A 16,109-nucleotide genomic window follows, 5' to 3' on the forward strand; every position below is an offset into this window, starting at 1 on the left:
AATAATATGGCTAGAGTCTCTCTTTCATGGGCATTGATTCTTGGTCTTTTAGCCGGTATCGGCCCGATGTGTACCGATCTTTATTTGCCGGCTTTGCCGGAGATGTCTGAGCAACTGGCGGCAACCACGGCCATAACGCAATTAACCCTGACCGCATCACTGATTGGTCTTGGCGTCGGACAACTGTTATTTGGCCCTCTGAGCGACAAAATAGGGCGTAAACGTCCGTTAATCTTGTCGTTGCTATTGTTTATTGTTTCTTCCATTTTGTGCGCGACAACGAACAATATTTACTGGCTGGTGGTCTGGCGTTTTATTCAAGGGATCGCGGGGGCGGGTGGTTCGGTGCTCTCTCGTTCTATTGCTCGTGACAAATATCAGGGAGTAACGTTGACCCAGTTTTTTGCGCTGTTAATGACGGTGAATGGCCTGGCACCGGTGTTGTCGCCAGTGCTGGGCGGGTACATTGTTAGCACTTTTGACTGGCGCACTTTATTCTGGGTAATGGCTGAAATTAGCACCGTACTGTTGCTGGGCTGCCTGTTATTTATTAATGAGACCTTGCCAGAAAATAAAAGGGGCTCATCATTGCTATTAACCGGACGAAGCGTGGTGCAGAACCGCCTTTTTATGCGCTTTTGCCTGATTCAAAGTTTTATGCTGGCCGGTTTGTTTGCGTATATCGGCTCTTCGTCGTTCGTGTTGCAGAAGGAATTTGGCTTTAGTCCAATACAATTTAGCCTGGTGTTTGGCCTTAACGGCATCGGACTTATCATTGCTTCATGGATCTTCTCGCGCCTGGCGCGACGGATTAACGCGATGACATTGTTGCGAGGTGGCCTGATAGCGGCAATTTTGTGTGCATTGCTCACGGTCTTATGCGCATGGGTACAATTGCCCATTCCGGCACTGGTGGCATTATTTTTCACCATCGCATTTTGTAGCGGCATCGGCACTGTTGGCGGGGCAGAGGCTATGAGTGCAGTAGGGACGCAGGAATCTGGAACGGCGTCTGCGTTGATGGGGATGAGCATGTTTGTCTTCGGCGGTATAGCCGCGCCATTGTCGGGAATTGGCGGAGAAACACTGTTAAAAATGAGTCTGGCAATTACGGTGTGTTATACGCTGGCATTGCTGGTTGCTCTCACCAGAATCGACAATCAAAAGTAATGAACACCTCATCCTGAGGGGGGCCCTGTCAGGATGAGGTGCAAAACACTAACGGTCCTTACGCCACGCATCTGCCGTCAATGCCTCGCCAAAATGACCGGCAATAAGCCGTTTGGTGAGTTCATGCAGCGGCGATGCCAGCACATCGGCGGTGCTGCCTCGCTCGACAACCTCGCCCTGATGCATCACCAGTACCTGGTCGCTAATGTGCTTCATCATCCCGATATGCTGGGTGACATAAATATACGAAATGCCCTGTTTTTCCTGTAATTCCAGCATCAGATTAATCAACTGCGAACGCATCGACATATCCAGTGAGGCGAGGGCTTCATCGGCAATAATGACTTTTGGGCGCAATATCAGCGCGCGCGCCAGCCCCAGACGCTGTTTTTGCCCGGGTGCCAACATATGCGGATAGTAACTGACGTGATCCGGTAGCAGCCCAACCATCCGCATCGTTTCAATAATCTGTTTGCGACGCTGTTCCGGTTCCAGGTCGGTGTTCAGGCGCAGTGGAAAATCCAGAATTTGCGAGATACGTTGACGGGGATTCAACGAGGTCGAAGGATCCTGAAAAATCATGCGAATACGCTGACTGCGGAAGGAATAATCGCCAAAATGCAGCGGATGATCGTCAATCAATAACTCGCCGCTGGTAGGTTCTATCATTCCCGCCAGCATTTTTGCCAGCGTGGATTTACCCGAACCATTCTCGCCGATAATCGCCAGTGTCTGGCCTTCACGTAGCGTAAAGCTCAAGGGTTTTACCGCTTCTACGGTCTGACGACGAAACCAGCCGGTCCGGTAGCGGAACGTTTTACTTAAATTACGCACTTCAAGTAGCGTTTCGATCATCTCACTCTTTCTCCATGTTCAGTGGGAAATGACAGGCATAGAGATGATTTTTCGCCCCCGTCAAACGTGGCGTCACAATGCATTCTCGTTGTGCATACGGGCAACGTGGCCCCAGACGACAACCAATCGGTAACTGTTCCAGCAGCGGGATAGCGCCGGGCAGCGTATTGAGGCGACTTTTATGCGGCATCGCGCTGCCGAAGTCTGGTATCGCGCGGATCAGCGCCTGGGTATAAGGATGGTGTGGCATCGTCACCAACTCCTTACTCGGCGCGGTTTCCACCGTTTGACCGCAGTAAAGCACGTTAATTTTATCCGCCCATTGGCTAAGCATTTGTAAGTCATGGCTGATAAGCAAAATAGTGGTATTGCTGTTTTGGTTGAGACGCGTCAGCAGGCGAAAGATTTGCGCCTGGGTTGTTGGCTCCATTGAGTTTGTCGGTTCGTCAGCAATCAGCAGACGCGGTTGATTCGCCAGTGCAATGGCTATCATCACTTTCTGACATTCACCTTCGGTCAACTCATAGGGAAAACTGCGCATCGCATCTTTGTGATCTTTAATCCCCACACGGTGCAGTAGTTCAATGGCACGGCGTTTGCGCCAGCCAAAACGCTGCCACCAACGGCCTTTATAGGTCCAGGCTGGGATGTTTTGCATCAACTGGCGACCCACACGTTCTGAAGGGTCAAGACACGACTGCGGTTCCTGGAAAATCATCGACACGTTGTGACCAACCAGCTTGCGCCGTTCGCGTGCGGAGAGACGCAGCAAATCGATATCATCAAAACGCATACGGTCAGCAGTAACACGCCAGTTATCTTTATTCACCCCACAAATCGCTTTCGCAATCAAACTTTTGCCGGAACCGGATTCGCCAACAAGACCGCGGATCTCACCTTCGGTTAAGGTCATACTTACGCGGTCGACGGCTTTAACCCACTCATCACCGGTTTTAAATTCAATGGTCAGGTTACGAATATCGAGTAATGGCATTATTCCACCCCCGCAATAATCGCACGACGGACACCGTCGCCCAGGAGGTTTACCAACAGTACGCTAATCATAATTGCCGCACCTGGCAGCATGACCGTCCACGGGGCGACATAAATCAGTTCCAGCGCATCACCGAGCATCGCCCCCCATTCAGGTGAGGGGAGTTGTGCGCCGAGATCGAGAAAGCCCAGCGCGGCGATGTCAAGAATTGCCATCGACAGTGCGCGGGTGATTTCGGTGACCAGCCCGGCGGTGATGTTTGGCATCACAGCAAACCAGAGAATATTCAGCGTTGATGCGCCATCCAGACGGGCGGCGATAACGTACTCTTTTTCCAGTTCGTCATGCACCATGCTGTAAATCGAACGTACCATACGAGGCAGCAGCGCCAGCCAGACGGCAAACATGGCGTGCGACAAACTCGGTCCGGCAAACGCTACAACGATAATTGCCAGCAGCAGAGAAGGGATCGCCAGTAAGGTATCCAGAATATGGTTTAGTACTGCTGAGCGTAGACCGTGCGTCGACCCGGCAAAGGTGCCAAGTACCAGGCCACAGATTGTCGCTGCAAGCGTCACCACAAATGCCCCCCCCACGGTTGGTGCAGCTCCACTCAGTAAACGACTTAAAACATCGCGTCCGAGGTCGTCAGTCCCCAGGAAGAAAGAAACTTCGCCATAGCGTGACCATGAAGGCGGCAATAATTGATAGCCGAGAAATTGCTGATCGATTCCGTAAGGCGCAAACCAGCCGCCAAAAATACACAGTACAGCCAGTCCCGCGCAGCCGTACAGACCGACCATCGCAGAGGCATCACTATAAAATTTGCGCCAGGCGGTACGCAGCGTGCCCGGCGGGCGCTTTTCGCTGTATACGCTATCGTAAGGCATACCATTCCTTATGTTTCAGAGGGTTAGCCATGGCACCCAAAATATCAGAAATCACGTTAACAATAATGACCAGTGAGCCACACACCATCACTCCGGCGGAAATGGCCGCGTAATCTTGCTGGCGGATGGCGTTAATTAACCAGCGCCCTAAACCCGGCCAGCTAAAGACCATTTCGGTGATCATTGCCAGCGTTAGCATGGTGGAAAACTGTAAGCCCAGGCGAGGAATAACCGGAGGTAACGCGTTATGCAGAACGTGGCGACGCAAAATAGTAAAGCGTGACAAACCGCGGGTCGCCGCCGCTTTTACATAATTCTGGTCATACACTTCGATAGTGCTGATACGCATTAGTCGGATCACTTCAGTTGTTGGCGCAACCGACAGGGTGATCACGGGCAATACCATATGACGGATTGCGCTAATGATCATTTCATCCCGCCACGGTGAGTCCGAAAGCCAGGCATCAATCAACGCAAAACCGGTAATCGGTTTCACTTCGTAGAGCAGATCGAAACGCCCTGAAACGGGCAACCAACCTAGCGTGAGTGAACAAAACAGCGTCAACAGAAGCGCCAGCCAGAACACCGGGATTGAAAAGCCCAGTAAGGCGATGGCGTTGATCAAGTTATCCTGCCACTTATGGCGCGTAATCCCGGCAATCATTCCTACGGGGATGCCAACAATCAGCGCAAAACCGAAGGCGAGGATGCACAGTTCCATCGTCGCCGGGAAGACCTCTTTTAACTGTTCGGCAATCGGTTGACCGTTAATGCTGGAAACACCAAAATCCCAGTGGATCAGGCCGTTAAACCAGAATACCCAGGCATTCCACAGTGACGCGCCTTGTAACGGCGCATGTGGGGTGAAATAGCTCAAGCTAAAGCCAACGAACGTCAGCAGGAACAAGGTGACAATCAATAACAAAATGCGGCGTAAGGTGAAGATAATCATGGTTTTTTCACCTCATCCTGTTTCTCGCGATACACACCAGCAAAGGAGGCGTTACCAAACGGGCTAAGAACCAGCCCTTTGATATCGTAACGGTAGGCTTGCAAGCGCAATGACGACGCCAGCGGCAAAATGGGCAATTCCTGCGCCAGAATACTTTGCGCTTCGTCATAGGCTTCAATACGCGCCGCTAGCTGCTGCGAGGAGAGCGCCTTACGCAACACGCTGTCGAATTTCGGATCGCACCAGTGGGCGAGGTTGGTCTGGGAATGTATTGCTGCGCAGCTCAGTAGCGGACGAAAGAAACTGTCCGGATCGTTACTGTCTGTCGCCCAACCGGATAACGTCAGATCATGGCTCATATCCATCAACCGCGCCTCCTGAAAACGACCTTCTACCGGCACAATCACCACTTTTACGCCAACCTGCGCCATATCCGCCTGAATCAGTTCGGCGGTTTTCAGTGGACTGGGGTTCCACGCCTGCGAACGTGTGGGCACCCACAGTTTCAGCGTTAAGTTTTCCAGCCCTAACGCCTTCAACTGTTCGCGCGATTTCGCCGGATTGTATTCAGTAATTTTAGCCTCGTTGTCATAGGCCCACGAGGCGCGCGGTAAAATAGAGGCCGCCGTTTCAGCCGTACCATAATAGATGGATTGCATCAGGCGTTGGTTATTGATCGCCAGAGCCAGCGCATGGCGCACGGCGGCATTATTAAGCGGCGGTTTGGCGGTGTTAAATGCCAGATAGGCGACATTCATCCCCGGACGCAGCGTTAAACGCAAGCGCGGATCGTCACGCAAAATAGATAGCTGGCTGGCAGCAGGCCAGGCCAGAACGTCGCATTCACCTGTCAGAAGTTTCGAAAGACGTCCGGTGCCGCCGGAGCCTAAATCCACCACCACCTGCGGCATTAACGGTTTGCCGCGCCAGAAGTCATCATGACGTTGTAGGCGAATAAATTGCCCGGCGCGGTATTCCGATAACTGATACGGTCCAGTGCCGACCGGCTGACGGTCGAGTTGTTCCTGGCGATCTTCTTTCTCTAACTTCTGGGCATATTCTGCCGACATGACCGATGCATAATGGGTCGCCAGGTGCCACAAAAAAGAAGCATCTGGCTGGGCGAGTCGGAACTCAACGGTATGATTATCCAGTTTGCGAACGCTTTTAACGTTATCGGCAAATTGCAGGCTGTCGAAGTAGGGAAAGTTGCTGCCGTTGACGTTATGCCACGGGTTGTTACGGTCAAAAATTCGCTGGAAGGTAAACACCACATCGTCGGCATTCATTTTACGAGTGGGAGTAAACCAGTCGGTTTTTTGAAACGGAACATCGCGACGCAGGTGGAAGCGATAGGTCGCGCCGTTGTCGAGCACTTCCCAGCTTTCGGCAAGTTCCGGCATCAGGCGATAGGTATAGGGATCGACATCCAGCAGTCGATCATAAAACTGGGCGGCAAGGGTATCGACAATTAACCCACTGCTCGCTTTGGATGGGTTAAAGGTGTTGACTTGCCCGCTGACGCAATAGACAAAACCGCTGTCGCGGATATCAGCATGCGGGGGGGATTCAGGCGCGGCGATTGCCTGACCACTCACAAGTCCAGCAATCACCAAAAGAGACGATAATACCTGGCGCATAATATTAAGGGATTTTATGTAAAGAGGCTATCTTACTAATATTTAATGACATTTGCCATTACCGTTTGTGTTCAGGGGTCGTAATGAGGGCCGTGTGGTTGGTCGTTGAACAGGTGACGTCGCCATCTGTTCAACATTCGTACCCGTGATTTCTCTATAACTATAACTCACAGAACAACTTAGCGAGGAGCAGAGCGGTACGATCGTGAGAAACCCATTAAAGCACGCTGCAGTGCGTGTCATTTTTAGCCGGATGCGGCGTGAACGCTTTATCCGGGAAACGATACTGACCGAGCGTCTGCAATGAAATAATTACTCATTACCCCATTGATTCAAAAACTCTGCGATCTCATCAATGCGTACGGGATTAATCCCCGCTTCAGCAGCCATTTCATGTTGGGCTTCTTCGCTGATCTCTTCATTGTTCATCAAACGGGTGAGCAGTAACTGGAAGTAGTGGGCCAGCGGTGTGCGTTCAGCGTCTGCGACAGGCTCTGCGCATTCGGTCGCGTACTCATCGGCAATATCAAAATATTTTAGCGGGATATCGTGGTTCATTATTTGCCCCTGGGGTTAATGCGCTAAGCATAAGGGCGGATGATAGCACTCGTGATCCGGGTCATACATCTTTTTATAGTTAATGGCGCGGCGCATTACCCTCAGGCAGGATAATGCGCCGCGCATCCGACTATTACGTTTCGCTCACCGGCGTTCTGTCACCATCATACAACGGCACTTTGCGATAGCGGCGGATCAGATACCACAAATATGCGCCGCCTAATGAAGCCCATACCAGACCGAGTGTCAGTGACGTTGACTCGAGGTTAACCCACAGCACACCCACCGTCAGCGCGCCAACCAGCGGCATCAGCAAATAGTGAAAGTGTTCCTTCCAGCTTTTATTCATTCCTTTACGCCGCCAGAAATGATTAAACACCGACAGGTTAACGAAGGTAAACGCCACCAGAGCACCGAAGTTAATCAATGCTGTCGCGGTGACTAAATCAAAGAACAGCGCTGACAACGCGACAATCCCGACCATAATGACATTCAGTGCCGGAGTCCGCCATTTCGGGTGCACATAGCCAAACACGCGTTCCGGAAACACATTGTCGCGCCCCATCACATACAGCAGACGCGACACGCTGGCATGTGACGCCAGGCCAGACGCTAACGTGTTCACAAACGTCGTGCAGAGGAAAATCGACTGGAACAACTTGCCGCCAACGTACAGTGCGATTTCCGGCAGTGCGGCGTCCGGATCTTTAAAGCGGCTGATATCCGGGAAGAACAGCTGCATAAAGAACGACGCCGCGATAAAGATAACGCCGCCGTATACCGCCGTCAGGAAGATGGCTTTCGGGATCACGCGTGCGGCGTCCGGCGTCTCTTCCGAAAGCGTGGTCACCGCATCGAAACCGAGGAACGAGAAACAGACAATCGTCGCCCCGGTAATAATCGGGATCAGGTGCGCGTTCTCGCTGATAAACGGCTGAAGTGACCAGACGGTGCCAACGCCTTCTCCTTTATGTAGTCCCTGAACCACCAGGAAGATAAACACCACCATGATGGAGATTTGCACCAGTACAAACAAGGTATTGAAGTTAGCGACCAGGTTGACGCTCTTCAGATTCGCGGCGGTTAAAATGGCGACGAAGGTTACCACCCACACCCACGGCGGCACTTCCGGGAAGAGGGCGGAGAGATAGATTTTCGCCAACAAAACGTTGATCATCGGCAAAAAGAGATAATCCAGCAGCGATGACCAGCCGACCATAAATCCGACGTGCGGGTTAATCGACTTTTGCGCGTAGGTATAGGCCGAACCGGCCTCCGGAAACTGGCGAACCAGTTTGCCGTAGCTGATCGCGGTAAACAGCACACCCGCCAGCGCCAGCAAATAGGACGCCGGAACGTGACCGTCGCTAATGCCGGAAACAATGCCAAAGGTATCGAACACAGTCATCGGCGTGAGATAGGCCAGACCCATCATCACCACCTGCCACAATTTCAGTGATTTTCGCAGACGGGTTTTGCCGGGTTGCGCAGCAATATTCAGTGGTGAATTAATAGCCATAATTGCTGCCTCCCCTGCGTAATAAGGTTTGCGGTCGTATCGACCTGAAATCAAACCTGTTTAGCAAGGGAAGCAAAGGGGGCGGAGTCCAGTCAGTCGCAGGAGGGGCGCATACGCAGCCTCCCTCGCCATGCGGGGATTTAATCATCGGCATCATCTCATTTCCTCGTCACAGTCTTAATCGTTAACGGAAGCCCGTTGCCGCCTGCGCTCCATAACGCGACATCCGGGAAATGTCTGGATTACCAGCAAATGTCAGGCCTGGCTCCGCTCAGGCCGCTGAAACAACCCCGCAAGGGGTATTACGCGTTTTTCAACATCCACTCAATTTCTGTTTCTGTGATGAGGCGCTCAAACTGCAACAGCTCATCATTTTTACAGGCGTGATAGACATGGCAGAAGCGTTCGCCTAAATAGCGGCGCAGGTGATCATTCTCGATAAACTCACCCAGGGCATCGCTCTGGCGAATCGGGAAGGGTAAGCCTTCCTGCTCCAGCCCGTTGCCTTCGACTTCTTCCTGCAACGGCAGCGCGTTATCAAGACCGTGCAAAATACCGGCAAAAATCGCTGCCATCACCAAATACGGGTTGGCATCGGCACCCGCCACGCGATATTCCACGCGGTGATTATGGCGATCGCCGCAGGGAATACGCAGGGCGACGGTGCGGTTGTTATGGCCCCACGACGCCTGCGTCGGTACATACATCCCCGGCTGGAAGCGGCGATACGAGTTCACGTTTGGTGCCAGCAACGCCATTGATGACGGCATCAGGTCAATCATCCCGGCGAGCATCTTTTTCAGCAGCGGCGAATCTTCGCCTTCCGCGTCAGAAAGCACGTTCTCGCCACGATTATTTTGCATACTGATATGGATATGCATCCCGCTGCCCGCGTGCTCTTCATACGGCTTCGCCATAAAAGTGGCGTGCATCTTATGCTTTTCTGCCATCAGACGCACCAGGCGTTTTAGTGCCAGCGCATCATCGCAAGCTTCCAGCACGTTATCGGTATGGTAAAGATTGATTTCAAACTGACCTGGCGAGGCCTCGGCGACCGCGCCATCTGCCGGAATCAGCTGTAACTGCGCCAGCTCATCAATATCATTGAGCACGTCGGCGAAGTGGTTGAGGTTATCAACGAAGTAAACCTGACTTTGTGTATTGCGGTCATCGGTGCCGGGCGCGCAGGGCGGTTGCAGATACCCTTCAGCGTCGCGCTGGCGATCCAGTAAATAGAACTCCAGCTCTACCGCTACGACCGGGAACAAGCCGCGCTGGCGCAGCTGCTGCCACAGGCGGTTAAGAACGTTCCGCGGCTCAACGTCAAAGGGAGCGCCATCTTCATCGACCATGGTCAGGAGCATCTGACCGATAAACTCAGGATCTGCAGCAGATGGGGTTAAGGAACCGAGAACAGGAACACAGGTACGATCCGGCTCGCCCATTTCCTGACCCAGGCCCGCTTCTTCTACTACGTTGCCCAGAATATCCATTGCAAACACCGAGGCCGGGAAATAACACCCTTTCTCGAGCTTCTTCAGGCTTGAAACAGGAATACGTTTCCCACGAAAACAACCATTCAGATCGGTAAGTAAAACATCAACATATTGCGTATTCGGGTAGCGCTCCAGGTAGCGTTTCACTTCCTGCGTAAAGGCGCTACCCCGCCTCTCTTCTGACTGCTGAACAAAGTTTTCTACTTCAACGATATTGGTTTCCATGATTCTTCGCCTTTGGTTTGTTTTCCGCTCGTTATCAAAGCGTAAAATATAATGACCACTCTTCGAATCTGTATGCAAACTAAATGTTTGTCAAATGTTAAATTGAGTTTGCAAAAATGAAAACCCACTGCTAGATTGAAAAAATATTGAACATAAAGGTCATTTAAAGCGCAGTAATGGCGATAATTTAGTCCACTTTGTGAGATTGAGCATGGAAAATATAATGAACAATCCGGTTATCGGTGTCGTAATGTGCAGGAACAGGCTTAAGGGTCATGCGACCCAGACTCTGCAAGAAAAGTACCTGAATGCCATCATCCACGCAGGCGGCTTGCCAATTGCGCTGCCACATGCGCTGGCGGAACCGTCATTACTTGAACAACTTTTGCCGAAACTCGATGGTATTTATCTTCCTGGTAGTCCCAGCAATGTGCAGCCGCACCTATATGGTGAAAACGGCGATGAGCCTGACGCCGATCCCGGGCGTGATCTTCTGAGCATGGCGTTAATTAATGCCGCACTCGAAAGGCGCATCCCCATTTTCGCCATCTGCCGGGGTTTACAGGAACTGGTGGTGGCAACCGGTGGTTCGTTGCATCGCAAGCTGTGCGAACAGCCTGAATTGCTGGAACATCGGGAAGATCCCGAACTGCCGGTGGAACAGCAATATGCACCGTCGCATGAAGTTCAGGTTGAAGAGGGGGGATTGCTGTCTGCGTTGTTACCTGAATGTAGCAACTTTTGGGTAAACTCTCTGCATGGACAAGGGGCGAAGGTCGTTAGCCCACGGTTGCGTGTTGAAGCTCGCTCGCCGGATGGCTTAGTTGAGGCGGTTAGCGTCATCAATCATCCTTTTGCGCTGGGCGTACAGTGGCACCCGGAATGGAACAGTAGCGAGTACGCGCTTTCGCGTATATTGTTCGAGGGCTTTATCACCGCTTGTCAGCACCATATCGCTGAAAAACAGCGACTCTGACCACTACAGTTTAAGGAAATGCAAATATGAGTGATGAGGGACTGGCGCCAGGAAAACGCTTGTCGGAAATCCGCCAGCAGCAGGGGCTTTCACAACGTCGTGCCGCCGAACTCTCCGGGCTGACTCACAGTGCTATCAGTACGATAGAACAAGATAAAGTCAGCCCTGCCATCAGTACGCTGCAAAAGCTGCTGAAGGTGTATGGTCTGTCACTCTCGGAATTCTTTTCCGAGCCGGAAAAACCTGATGAGCCACAGGTCGTCATTAATCAGGACGACTTAATTGAAATGGGTAGTCAGGGTGTGTCAATGAAGCTGGTTCATAACGGTAACCCGAATCGTACGCTGGCGATGATATTTGAAACGTACCAGCCAGGCACAACCACTGGGGAAAGAATTAAGCATCAGGGTGAGGAAATAGGCACTGTACTGGAAGGTGAAATTGTTCTGACGATTAATGGTCAGGATTACCACCTCGTCGCGGGGCAAAGTTATGCCATTAATACCGGCATCCCGCACAGTTTCAGTAATACGTCGGCAGGTATTTGCCGAATTATCAGCGCCCATACGCCCACCACGTTTTAATCTTTTTGTTCTGTAAGCCGGGTAAGCGCAATGCGCCCGGCAATCCATAAAGAATGTCGCCAGAAATAAGCGGGCATGCGGCCCGGGGATCTCTGCGCCCTGACGTTCACAAACTGCATATATCTGATACACGTGAAACAGGAGTCATAATGAATTTTCATCATCTGGCTTACTGGCAGGATAAAGCGTTAAGTCTCGCCATTGAAACCCGCTTATTTATTAACGGTGAATATACTGCTGCGGCGGAAAATGAAACTTTTGAAACCGTTGATCCGGTCACCCAGGCACCGCTGGCGAAAATTGCCCGCGGCAAGAGCGTCGATATCGACCGTGCGGTGAGCGCAGCACGCGGCGTATTTGAACGCGGCGACTGGTCACACTCTTCTCCGGCAAAACGTAAAGCGGTACTGAATAAACTCGCCGATTTAATGGAAGCCAACGCCGAAGAGCTGGCACTGCTGGAAACTCTCGACACCGGCAAACCGATTCGTCACAGTCTGCGTGATGATATTCCCGGCGCGGCGCGCGCCATTCGCTGGTACGCCGAAGCGATCGACAAAGTGTATGGCGAAGTGGCGACCACCAGTAGCCATGAGCTGGCGATGATCGTGCGTGAACCGGTCGGCGTGATTGCCGCCATCGTGCCGTGGAACTTCCCGCTGCTGCTGACTTGCTGGAAACTCGGCCCGGCGCTGGCGGCGGGAAACAGCGTGATTCTAAAACCGTCTGAAAAATCACCGCTCAGTGCGATTCGTCTCGCCGGGCTGGCGAAAGAAGCAGGTCTGCCGGATGGCGTGTTGAACGTGGTGACGGGTTTTGGTCATGAAGCGGGGCAGGCGCTGTCGCGTCATAACGATATCGATGCCATCGCCTTTACCGGCTCGACCCGTACCGGCAAACAGCTGCTGAAAGATGCGGGCGACAGCAACATGAAACGCGTCTGGCTGGAAGCAGGCGGCAAAAGCGCCAACATCGTTTTCGCCGACTGCCCGGATCTGCAACAGGCAGCGAGTGCCACCGCCGCGGGCATCTTTTATAACCAGGGCCAGGTGTGCATCGCCGGAACGCGCCTGTTGCTGGAAGAGAGCATCGCCGATGAGTTCTTAGCCCTGTTAAAACAGCAGGCGCAAAACTGGCAGCCGGGGCATCCGCTTGATCCCGCGACCACCATGGGCACCTTAATCGACTGCGCCCACGCTGACTCGGTGCATAGCTTTATTCGCGAAGGCGAAAGCACAGGGCAACTGCTGCTGGATGGTCGTAACGCCGAGCTGGCTGCCGCCATCGGCCCGACCATCTTTGTGGATGTAGACCCGAATGCGTCCTTAAGCCGCGAAGAGATTTTCGGCCCGGTGCTGGTGGTCACGCGTTTCACATCAGAAGAACAGGCGCTACAGCTTGCCAACGACAGCCAGTACGGACTTGGCGCGGCGGTATGGACACGCGACCTCTCCCGCGCGCACCGCATGAGTCGCCGCCTGAAAGCCGGTTCCGTCTTCGTCAATAACTACAACGACGGTGATATGACCGTGCCGTTTGGCGGCTATAAGCAGAGCGGCAACGGTCGCGACAAATCCCTGCACGCCCTTGAAAAATTCACCGAACTGAAAACCATCTGGATAAGCCTGGAGGCCTGAAATGACCGAACATACCAGCAGTTATTACGCCGCCAGTGCGAATAAATACGCGCCATTCGACACGCTGAATGAGTCGATTTCCTGCGACGTTTGCGTGGTCGGCGGCGGCTATACCGGGCTTTCCTCCGCGCTGCATCTGGCGGAAGCGGGCTTTGACGTGGTGGTTCTTGAAGCCTCACGCATCGGCTTCGGCGCAAGCGGACGCAACGGCGGGCAGCTTGTGAACTCCTACAGCCGCGACATCGACGTTATCGAAAAAAGCTACGGCATGGATACCGCCCGTATGCTCGGCAGCATGATGTTCGAGGGTGGCGAGATCATCCGCGAACGTATCAAACGTTATCAGATTGACTGCGACTATCGCCCCGGCGGCCTGTTTGTGGCGATGAATGATAAACAACTCGCCACACTCGAAGAGCAGAAAGAGAACTGGGAACGCTACGGCAATAAACAGCTGGAGCTGCTGGACGCCAACGCTATTCGCCGCGAGGTCGCCAGCGATCGCTACACGGGTGCGCTGCTGGATCACAGCGGTGGGCATATTCATCCGCTAAACCTCGCCATTGGTGAAGGCGATGCCATCCGCCTGAACGGCGGGCGCGTGTATGAACTTTCTGCGGTGACGCAGATCCAGCACACCACGCCCGCCGTTGTGCGCACGGCCAATGGTCAGGTGACGGCGAAGTATGTGATTGTCGCAGGCAACGCGTATCTGGGCGATAAAGTAGAGCCGGAACTGGCGAAACGCAGCATGCCGTGCGGCACGCAGGTGATCACCACCGAGCGGCTGTCGGAAGATTTAGCCCGTTCGCTGATCCCGAAAAACTACTGTGTGGAAGACTGTAACTATCTTCTTGATTACTACCGCCTGACTGCCGATAACCGCCTGCTGTACGGCGGCGGCGTGGTCTACGGCGCGCGCGACCCGGATGACGTTGAGCGTCTTGTTGTGCCGAAACTGCTGAAAACCTTCCCGCAGCTGAAGGGCGTGAAAATTGATTACCGCTGGACGGGCAACTTCCTGCTGACCTTGTCGCGCATGCCGCAGTTCGGTCGCCTTGATACCAACATCTATTACATGCAGGGTTACAGCGGCCACGGCGTCACCTGTACCCATCTTGCCGGGCGTTTGATTGCTGAACTGCTGCGCGGTGACGCCGAACGCTTCGACGCCTTCGCCAATCTGCCGCATTACCCGTTCCCCGGCGGGCGCACGCTGCGCGTGCCGTTTACCGCGATGGGTGCGGCTTATTACAGCCTGCGCGATCGTCTGGGCGTTTAATTTCCGATTAACAGTGAAGAGTCAAAAGGTGTGAAACATGAGCAACAATGAATTCCATCAGCGTCGTCTTTCTGCTACCCCTCGCGGGGTTGGCGTGATGTGTAACTTCTTCGCCCAGTCGGCAGAAAACGCCACGCTGAAGGATGTAGAGGGCAACGAATATATCGATTTCGCCGCAGGCATTGCGGTGCTGAATACCGGGCATCGCCACCCTGATCTGGTCGCGGCGGTGGAGCAGCAATTGCAACAGTTTACCCACACGGCGTATCAGATTGTGCCGTATGAAAGCTACGTCACCCTGGCGGAGAAAATCAACGCCCTTGCCCCGGTGAGCGGGCAGGCTAAAACTGCGTTCTTCACCACCGGTGCGGAAGCGGTGGAGAACGCGGTGAAAATCGCCCGCGCCCATACCGGACGCCCTGGCGTGATTGCGTTTAGCGGCGGCTTCCACGGTCGTACATATATGACCATGGCGCTGACCGGAAAGGTCGCGCCGTACAAAATCGGCTTCGGCCCGTTCCCCGGTTCGGTGTATCACGTACCTTATCCGTCAGATTTACATGGCGTTTCAACGCAGGACTCCCTCGATGCCATCGAACGCTTGTTTAAATCGGACATTGAAGCGAAGCAGGTGGCGGCGATTATTTTCGAACCGGTGCAGGGCGAAGGCGGTTTCAACGTTGCGCCAAAAGAGCTGGTTGCCGCCATTCGCCGCCTGTGCGACGAGCACGGTATTGTGATGATTGCCGATGAAGTGCAAAGCGGCTTTGCGCGTACCGGTAAACTGTTTGCCATGGATCACTACGCCGATAAGCCGGACTTAATGACGATGGCGAAAAGCCTCGCGGGCGGGATGCCGCTTTCGGGCGTGGTCGGTAACGCGAATATTATGGACGCGCCCGCGCCGGGCGGGCTTGGTGGTACCTACGCCGGGAACCCGCTGGCGGTGGCTGCCGCGCACGCGGTGCTCAACATTATCGACAAAGAATCACTCTGTGAACGCGCTAATCAACTGGGCCAGCGTCTGACAAATACGTTGATTGATGCCAAAGAAAGCGTTCCGGCCATCGCGGCGGTACGCGGTCCGGGGTCGATGATTGCGGCAGAGTTTAACGATCCGCAAACGGGCGAGCCGTCAGCGGCGATTGCACAGAAAATCCAGCAACGCGCGCTGGCGCAGGGGCTGCTCCTGCTGACCTGTGGCGCATACGGCAACGTGATTCGCTTCCTGTATCCGCTGACCATCCCGGATGCGCAATTCGATGCGGCAATGAAAATATTGCAGGATGCGCTGAGCGATTAATAGCCCAACGCAATAATGTCTGATGCAC

At 53.4% G+C, this 16,109-nt stretch carries 15 protein-coding genes; 6 read left to right on the forward strand and 9 right to left on the reverse strand.

Going from position 1 to position 16,109, the window contains the following annotated elements; all coding sequences use genetic code 11:
• Positions 1 to 6 precede the first annotated feature (6 nt).
• Complete coding sequence (locus tag HEN33_RS02465) at positions 7 to 1,170, forward strand: multidrug effflux MFS transporter (RefSeq protein ID WP_176262641.1); 1,164 nt, start codon at positions 7 to 9, stop codon at positions 1,168 to 1,170.
• A 48-nt stretch (positions 1,171 to 1,218) separates the two neighbouring features.
• Here the strand turns inward: HEN33_RS02465 and sapF are convergent, their stop codons facing one another.
• From sapF to puuA, 9 genes are all read right to left on the reverse strand, one after another.
• Positions 1,219 to 2,025, reverse strand: coding sequence for a peptide ABC transporter ATP-binding protein SapF (gene sapF, locus HEN33_RS02470; RefSeq protein ID WP_000573407.1), 807 nt, complete (start codon positions 2,023 to 2,025; stop codon positions 1,219 to 1,221).
• Position 2,026: 1 nt separating this feature from the next.
• The gene (sapD, locus tag HEN33_RS02475) at positions 2,027 to 3,019 is read right to left on the reverse strand and encodes a peptide ABC transporter ATP-binding protein SapD (RefSeq protein WP_001128858.1); all 993 of its coding nucleotides are present in this window, start codon (positions 3,017 to 3,019) and stop codon (positions 2,027 to 2,029) included.
• Positions 3,019 to 3,909 carry a peptide ABC transporter permease SapC gene (sapC, locus tag HEN33_RS02480; protein ID WP_001146166.1) on the reverse strand — a complete coding sequence of 297 codons (891 nt, stop codon included), beginning with the start codon at positions 3,907 to 3,909 and terminating at the stop codon, positions 3,019 to 3,021. The genes sapD and sapC overlap by 1 nt, the downstream gene beginning before the upstream one ends.
• Complete coding sequence (gene sapB, locus HEN33_RS02485; RefSeq protein WP_000583271.1) at positions 3,896 to 4,861, reverse strand: putrescine export ABC transporter permease SapB; 966 nt, start codon at positions 4,859 to 4,861, stop codon at positions 3,896 to 3,898. Before sapB ends, sapC begins: the two co-directional genes overlap by 14 nt.
• Positions 4,858 to 6,501 (reverse strand): ABC transporter substrate-binding protein SapA, encoded by a 1,644-nt coding sequence (gene sapA / locus HEN33_RS02490; RefSeq protein ID WP_088542054.1) that lies wholly within the window; start codon positions 6,499 to 6,501, stop codon positions 4,858 to 4,860. Before sapA ends, sapB begins: the two co-directional genes overlap by 4 nt.
• Positions 6,502 to 6,813: 312 nt before the next feature.
• On the reverse strand, positions 6,814 to 7,059 hold the full coding sequence (locus tag HEN33_RS02495; protein ID WP_001015099.1) for a YmjA family protein: 246 nt from the start codon (positions 7,057 to 7,059) through the stop codon (positions 6,814 to 6,816).
• Positions 7,060 to 7,192: 133 nt separating this feature from the next.
• Positions 7,193 to 8,578, reverse strand: coding sequence for a putrescine/proton symporter PuuP (gene puuP / locus HEN33_RS02500; protein WP_032184027.1), 1,386 nt, complete (start codon positions 8,576 to 8,578; stop codon positions 7,193 to 7,195).
• Positions 8,568 to 8,732 carry a YmjE family protein gene (locus HEN33_RS02505; RefSeq protein ID WP_123058307.1) on the reverse strand — a complete coding sequence of 55 codons (165 nt, stop codon included), beginning with the start codon at positions 8,730 to 8,732 and terminating at the stop codon, positions 8,568 to 8,570. Before HEN33_RS02505 ends, puuP begins: the two co-directional genes overlap by 11 nt.
• 148 nt (positions 8,733 to 8,880) lie before the next feature.
• Entirely contained in the window at positions 8,881 to 10,299 is a 1,419-nt protein-coding gene (puuA, locus tag HEN33_RS02510) for a glutamate-putrescine ligase (protein WP_176262640.1), read from the reverse strand.
• 211 nt (positions 10,300 to 10,510) lie between these two features.
• Between puuA and puuD the strand changes: the two genes are divergently transcribed.
• The 5 genes from puuD (at position 10,511) to puuE (ending at position 16,081) form a co-directional block, all read left to right on the forward strand.
• Complete coding sequence (gene puuD, locus HEN33_RS02515) at positions 10,511 to 11,275, forward strand: gamma-glutamyl-gamma-aminobutyrate hydrolase (RefSeq protein ID WP_001307158.1); 765 nt, start codon at positions 10,511 to 10,513, stop codon at positions 11,273 to 11,275.
• 26 nt (positions 11,276 to 11,301) lie between these two features.
• Complete coding sequence (gene puuR / locus HEN33_RS02520) at positions 11,302 to 11,859, forward strand: HTH-type transcriptional regulator PuuR (protein ID WP_001278727.1); 558 nt, start codon at positions 11,302 to 11,304, stop codon at positions 11,857 to 11,859.
• 149 nt (positions 11,860 to 12,008) lie between these two features.
• On the forward strand, positions 12,009 to 13,496 hold the full coding sequence (gene puuC / locus HEN33_RS02525; RefSeq protein ID WP_176262639.1) for an aldehyde dehydrogenase PuuC: 1,488 nt from the start codon (positions 12,009 to 12,011) through the stop codon (positions 13,494 to 13,496).
• Position 13,497: 1 nt separating this feature from the next.
• Positions 13,498 to 14,778, forward strand: a complete 1,281-nt coding sequence (gene puuB / locus HEN33_RS02530; RefSeq protein ID WP_176262638.1) for a gamma-glutamylputrescine oxidase — start codon at positions 13,498 to 13,500, stop codon at positions 14,776 to 14,778.
• Positions 14,779 to 14,815: 37 nt separating this feature from the next.
• Positions 14,816 to 16,081, forward strand: a complete 1,266-nt coding sequence (puuE, locus tag HEN33_RS02535; RefSeq protein ID WP_176262637.1) for a 4-aminobutyrate transaminase — start codon at positions 14,816 to 14,818, stop codon at positions 16,079 to 16,081.
• Positions 16,082 to 16,109: the final 28 nt, after the last annotated feature.

Source organism: Escherichia sp. 94.0001 (assembly GCF_013369155.2).
Classification (GTDB): Bacteria; Pseudomonadota; Gammaproteobacteria; order Enterobacterales; family Enterobacteriaceae; genus Escherichia; species Escherichia coli_F.

Excerpts from the sequence above, each read along its gene's own strand:
- sapF (WP_000573407.1), bottom strand. The coding sequence starts at position 2,025 with ATGATCGAAACGCTACTTGAAGTGCGTAATTTAAGTAAAACGTTCCGC.
- sapA (WP_088542054.1), bottom strand. The coding sequence starts at position 6,501 with ATGCGCCAGGTATTATCGTCTCTTTTGGTGATTGCTGGACTTGTGAGT.
- sapC (WP_001146166.1), bottom strand. The coding sequence starts at position 3,909 with ATGCCTTACGATAGCGTATACAGCGAAAAGCGCCCGCCGGGCACGCTG.
- HEN33_RS02505 (WP_123058307.1), bottom strand. The coding sequence starts at position 8,732 with ATGCCGATGATTAAATCCCCGCATGGCGAGGGAGGCTGCGTATGCGCC.
- HEN33_RS02495 (WP_001015099.1), bottom strand. The coding sequence starts at position 7,059 with ATGAACCACGATATCCCGCTAAAATATTTTGATATTGCCGATGAGTAC.
- puuE (WP_176262637.1), top strand. The coding sequence starts at position 14,816 with ATGAGCAACAATGAATTCCATCAGCGTCGTCTTTCTGCTACCCCTCGC.
- puuA (WP_176262640.1), bottom strand. The coding sequence starts at position 10,299 with ATGGAAACCAATATCGTTGAAGTAGAAAACTTTGTTCAGCAGTCAGAA.
- sapB (WP_000583271.1), bottom strand. The coding sequence starts at position 4,861 with ATGATTATCTTCACCTTACGCCGCATTTTGTTATTGATTGTCACCTTG.
- puuD (WP_001307158.1), top strand. The coding sequence starts at position 10,511 with ATGGAAAATATAATGAACAATCCGGTTATCGGTGTCGTAATGTGCAGG.
- puuR (WP_001278727.1), top strand. The coding sequence starts at position 11,302 with ATGAGTGATGAGGGACTGGCGCCAGGAAAACGCTTGTCGGAAATCCGC.
- puuP (WP_032184027.1), bottom strand. The coding sequence starts at position 8,578 with ATGGCTATTAATTCACCACTGAATATTGCTGCGCAACCCGGCAAAACC.
- puuB (WP_176262638.1), top strand. The coding sequence starts at position 13,498 with ATGACCGAACATACCAGCAGTTATTACGCCGCCAGTGCGAATAAATAC.
- puuC (WP_176262639.1), top strand. The coding sequence starts at position 12,009 with ATGAATTTTCATCATCTGGCTTACTGGCAGGATAAAGCGTTAAGTCTC.
- sapD (WP_001128858.1), bottom strand. The coding sequence starts at position 3,019 with ATGCCATTACTCGATATTCGTAACCTGACCATTGAATTTAAAACCGGT.
- HEN33_RS02465 (WP_176262641.1), top strand. The coding sequence starts at position 7 with ATGGCTAGAGTCTCTCTTTCATGGGCATTGATTCTTGGTCTTTTAGCC.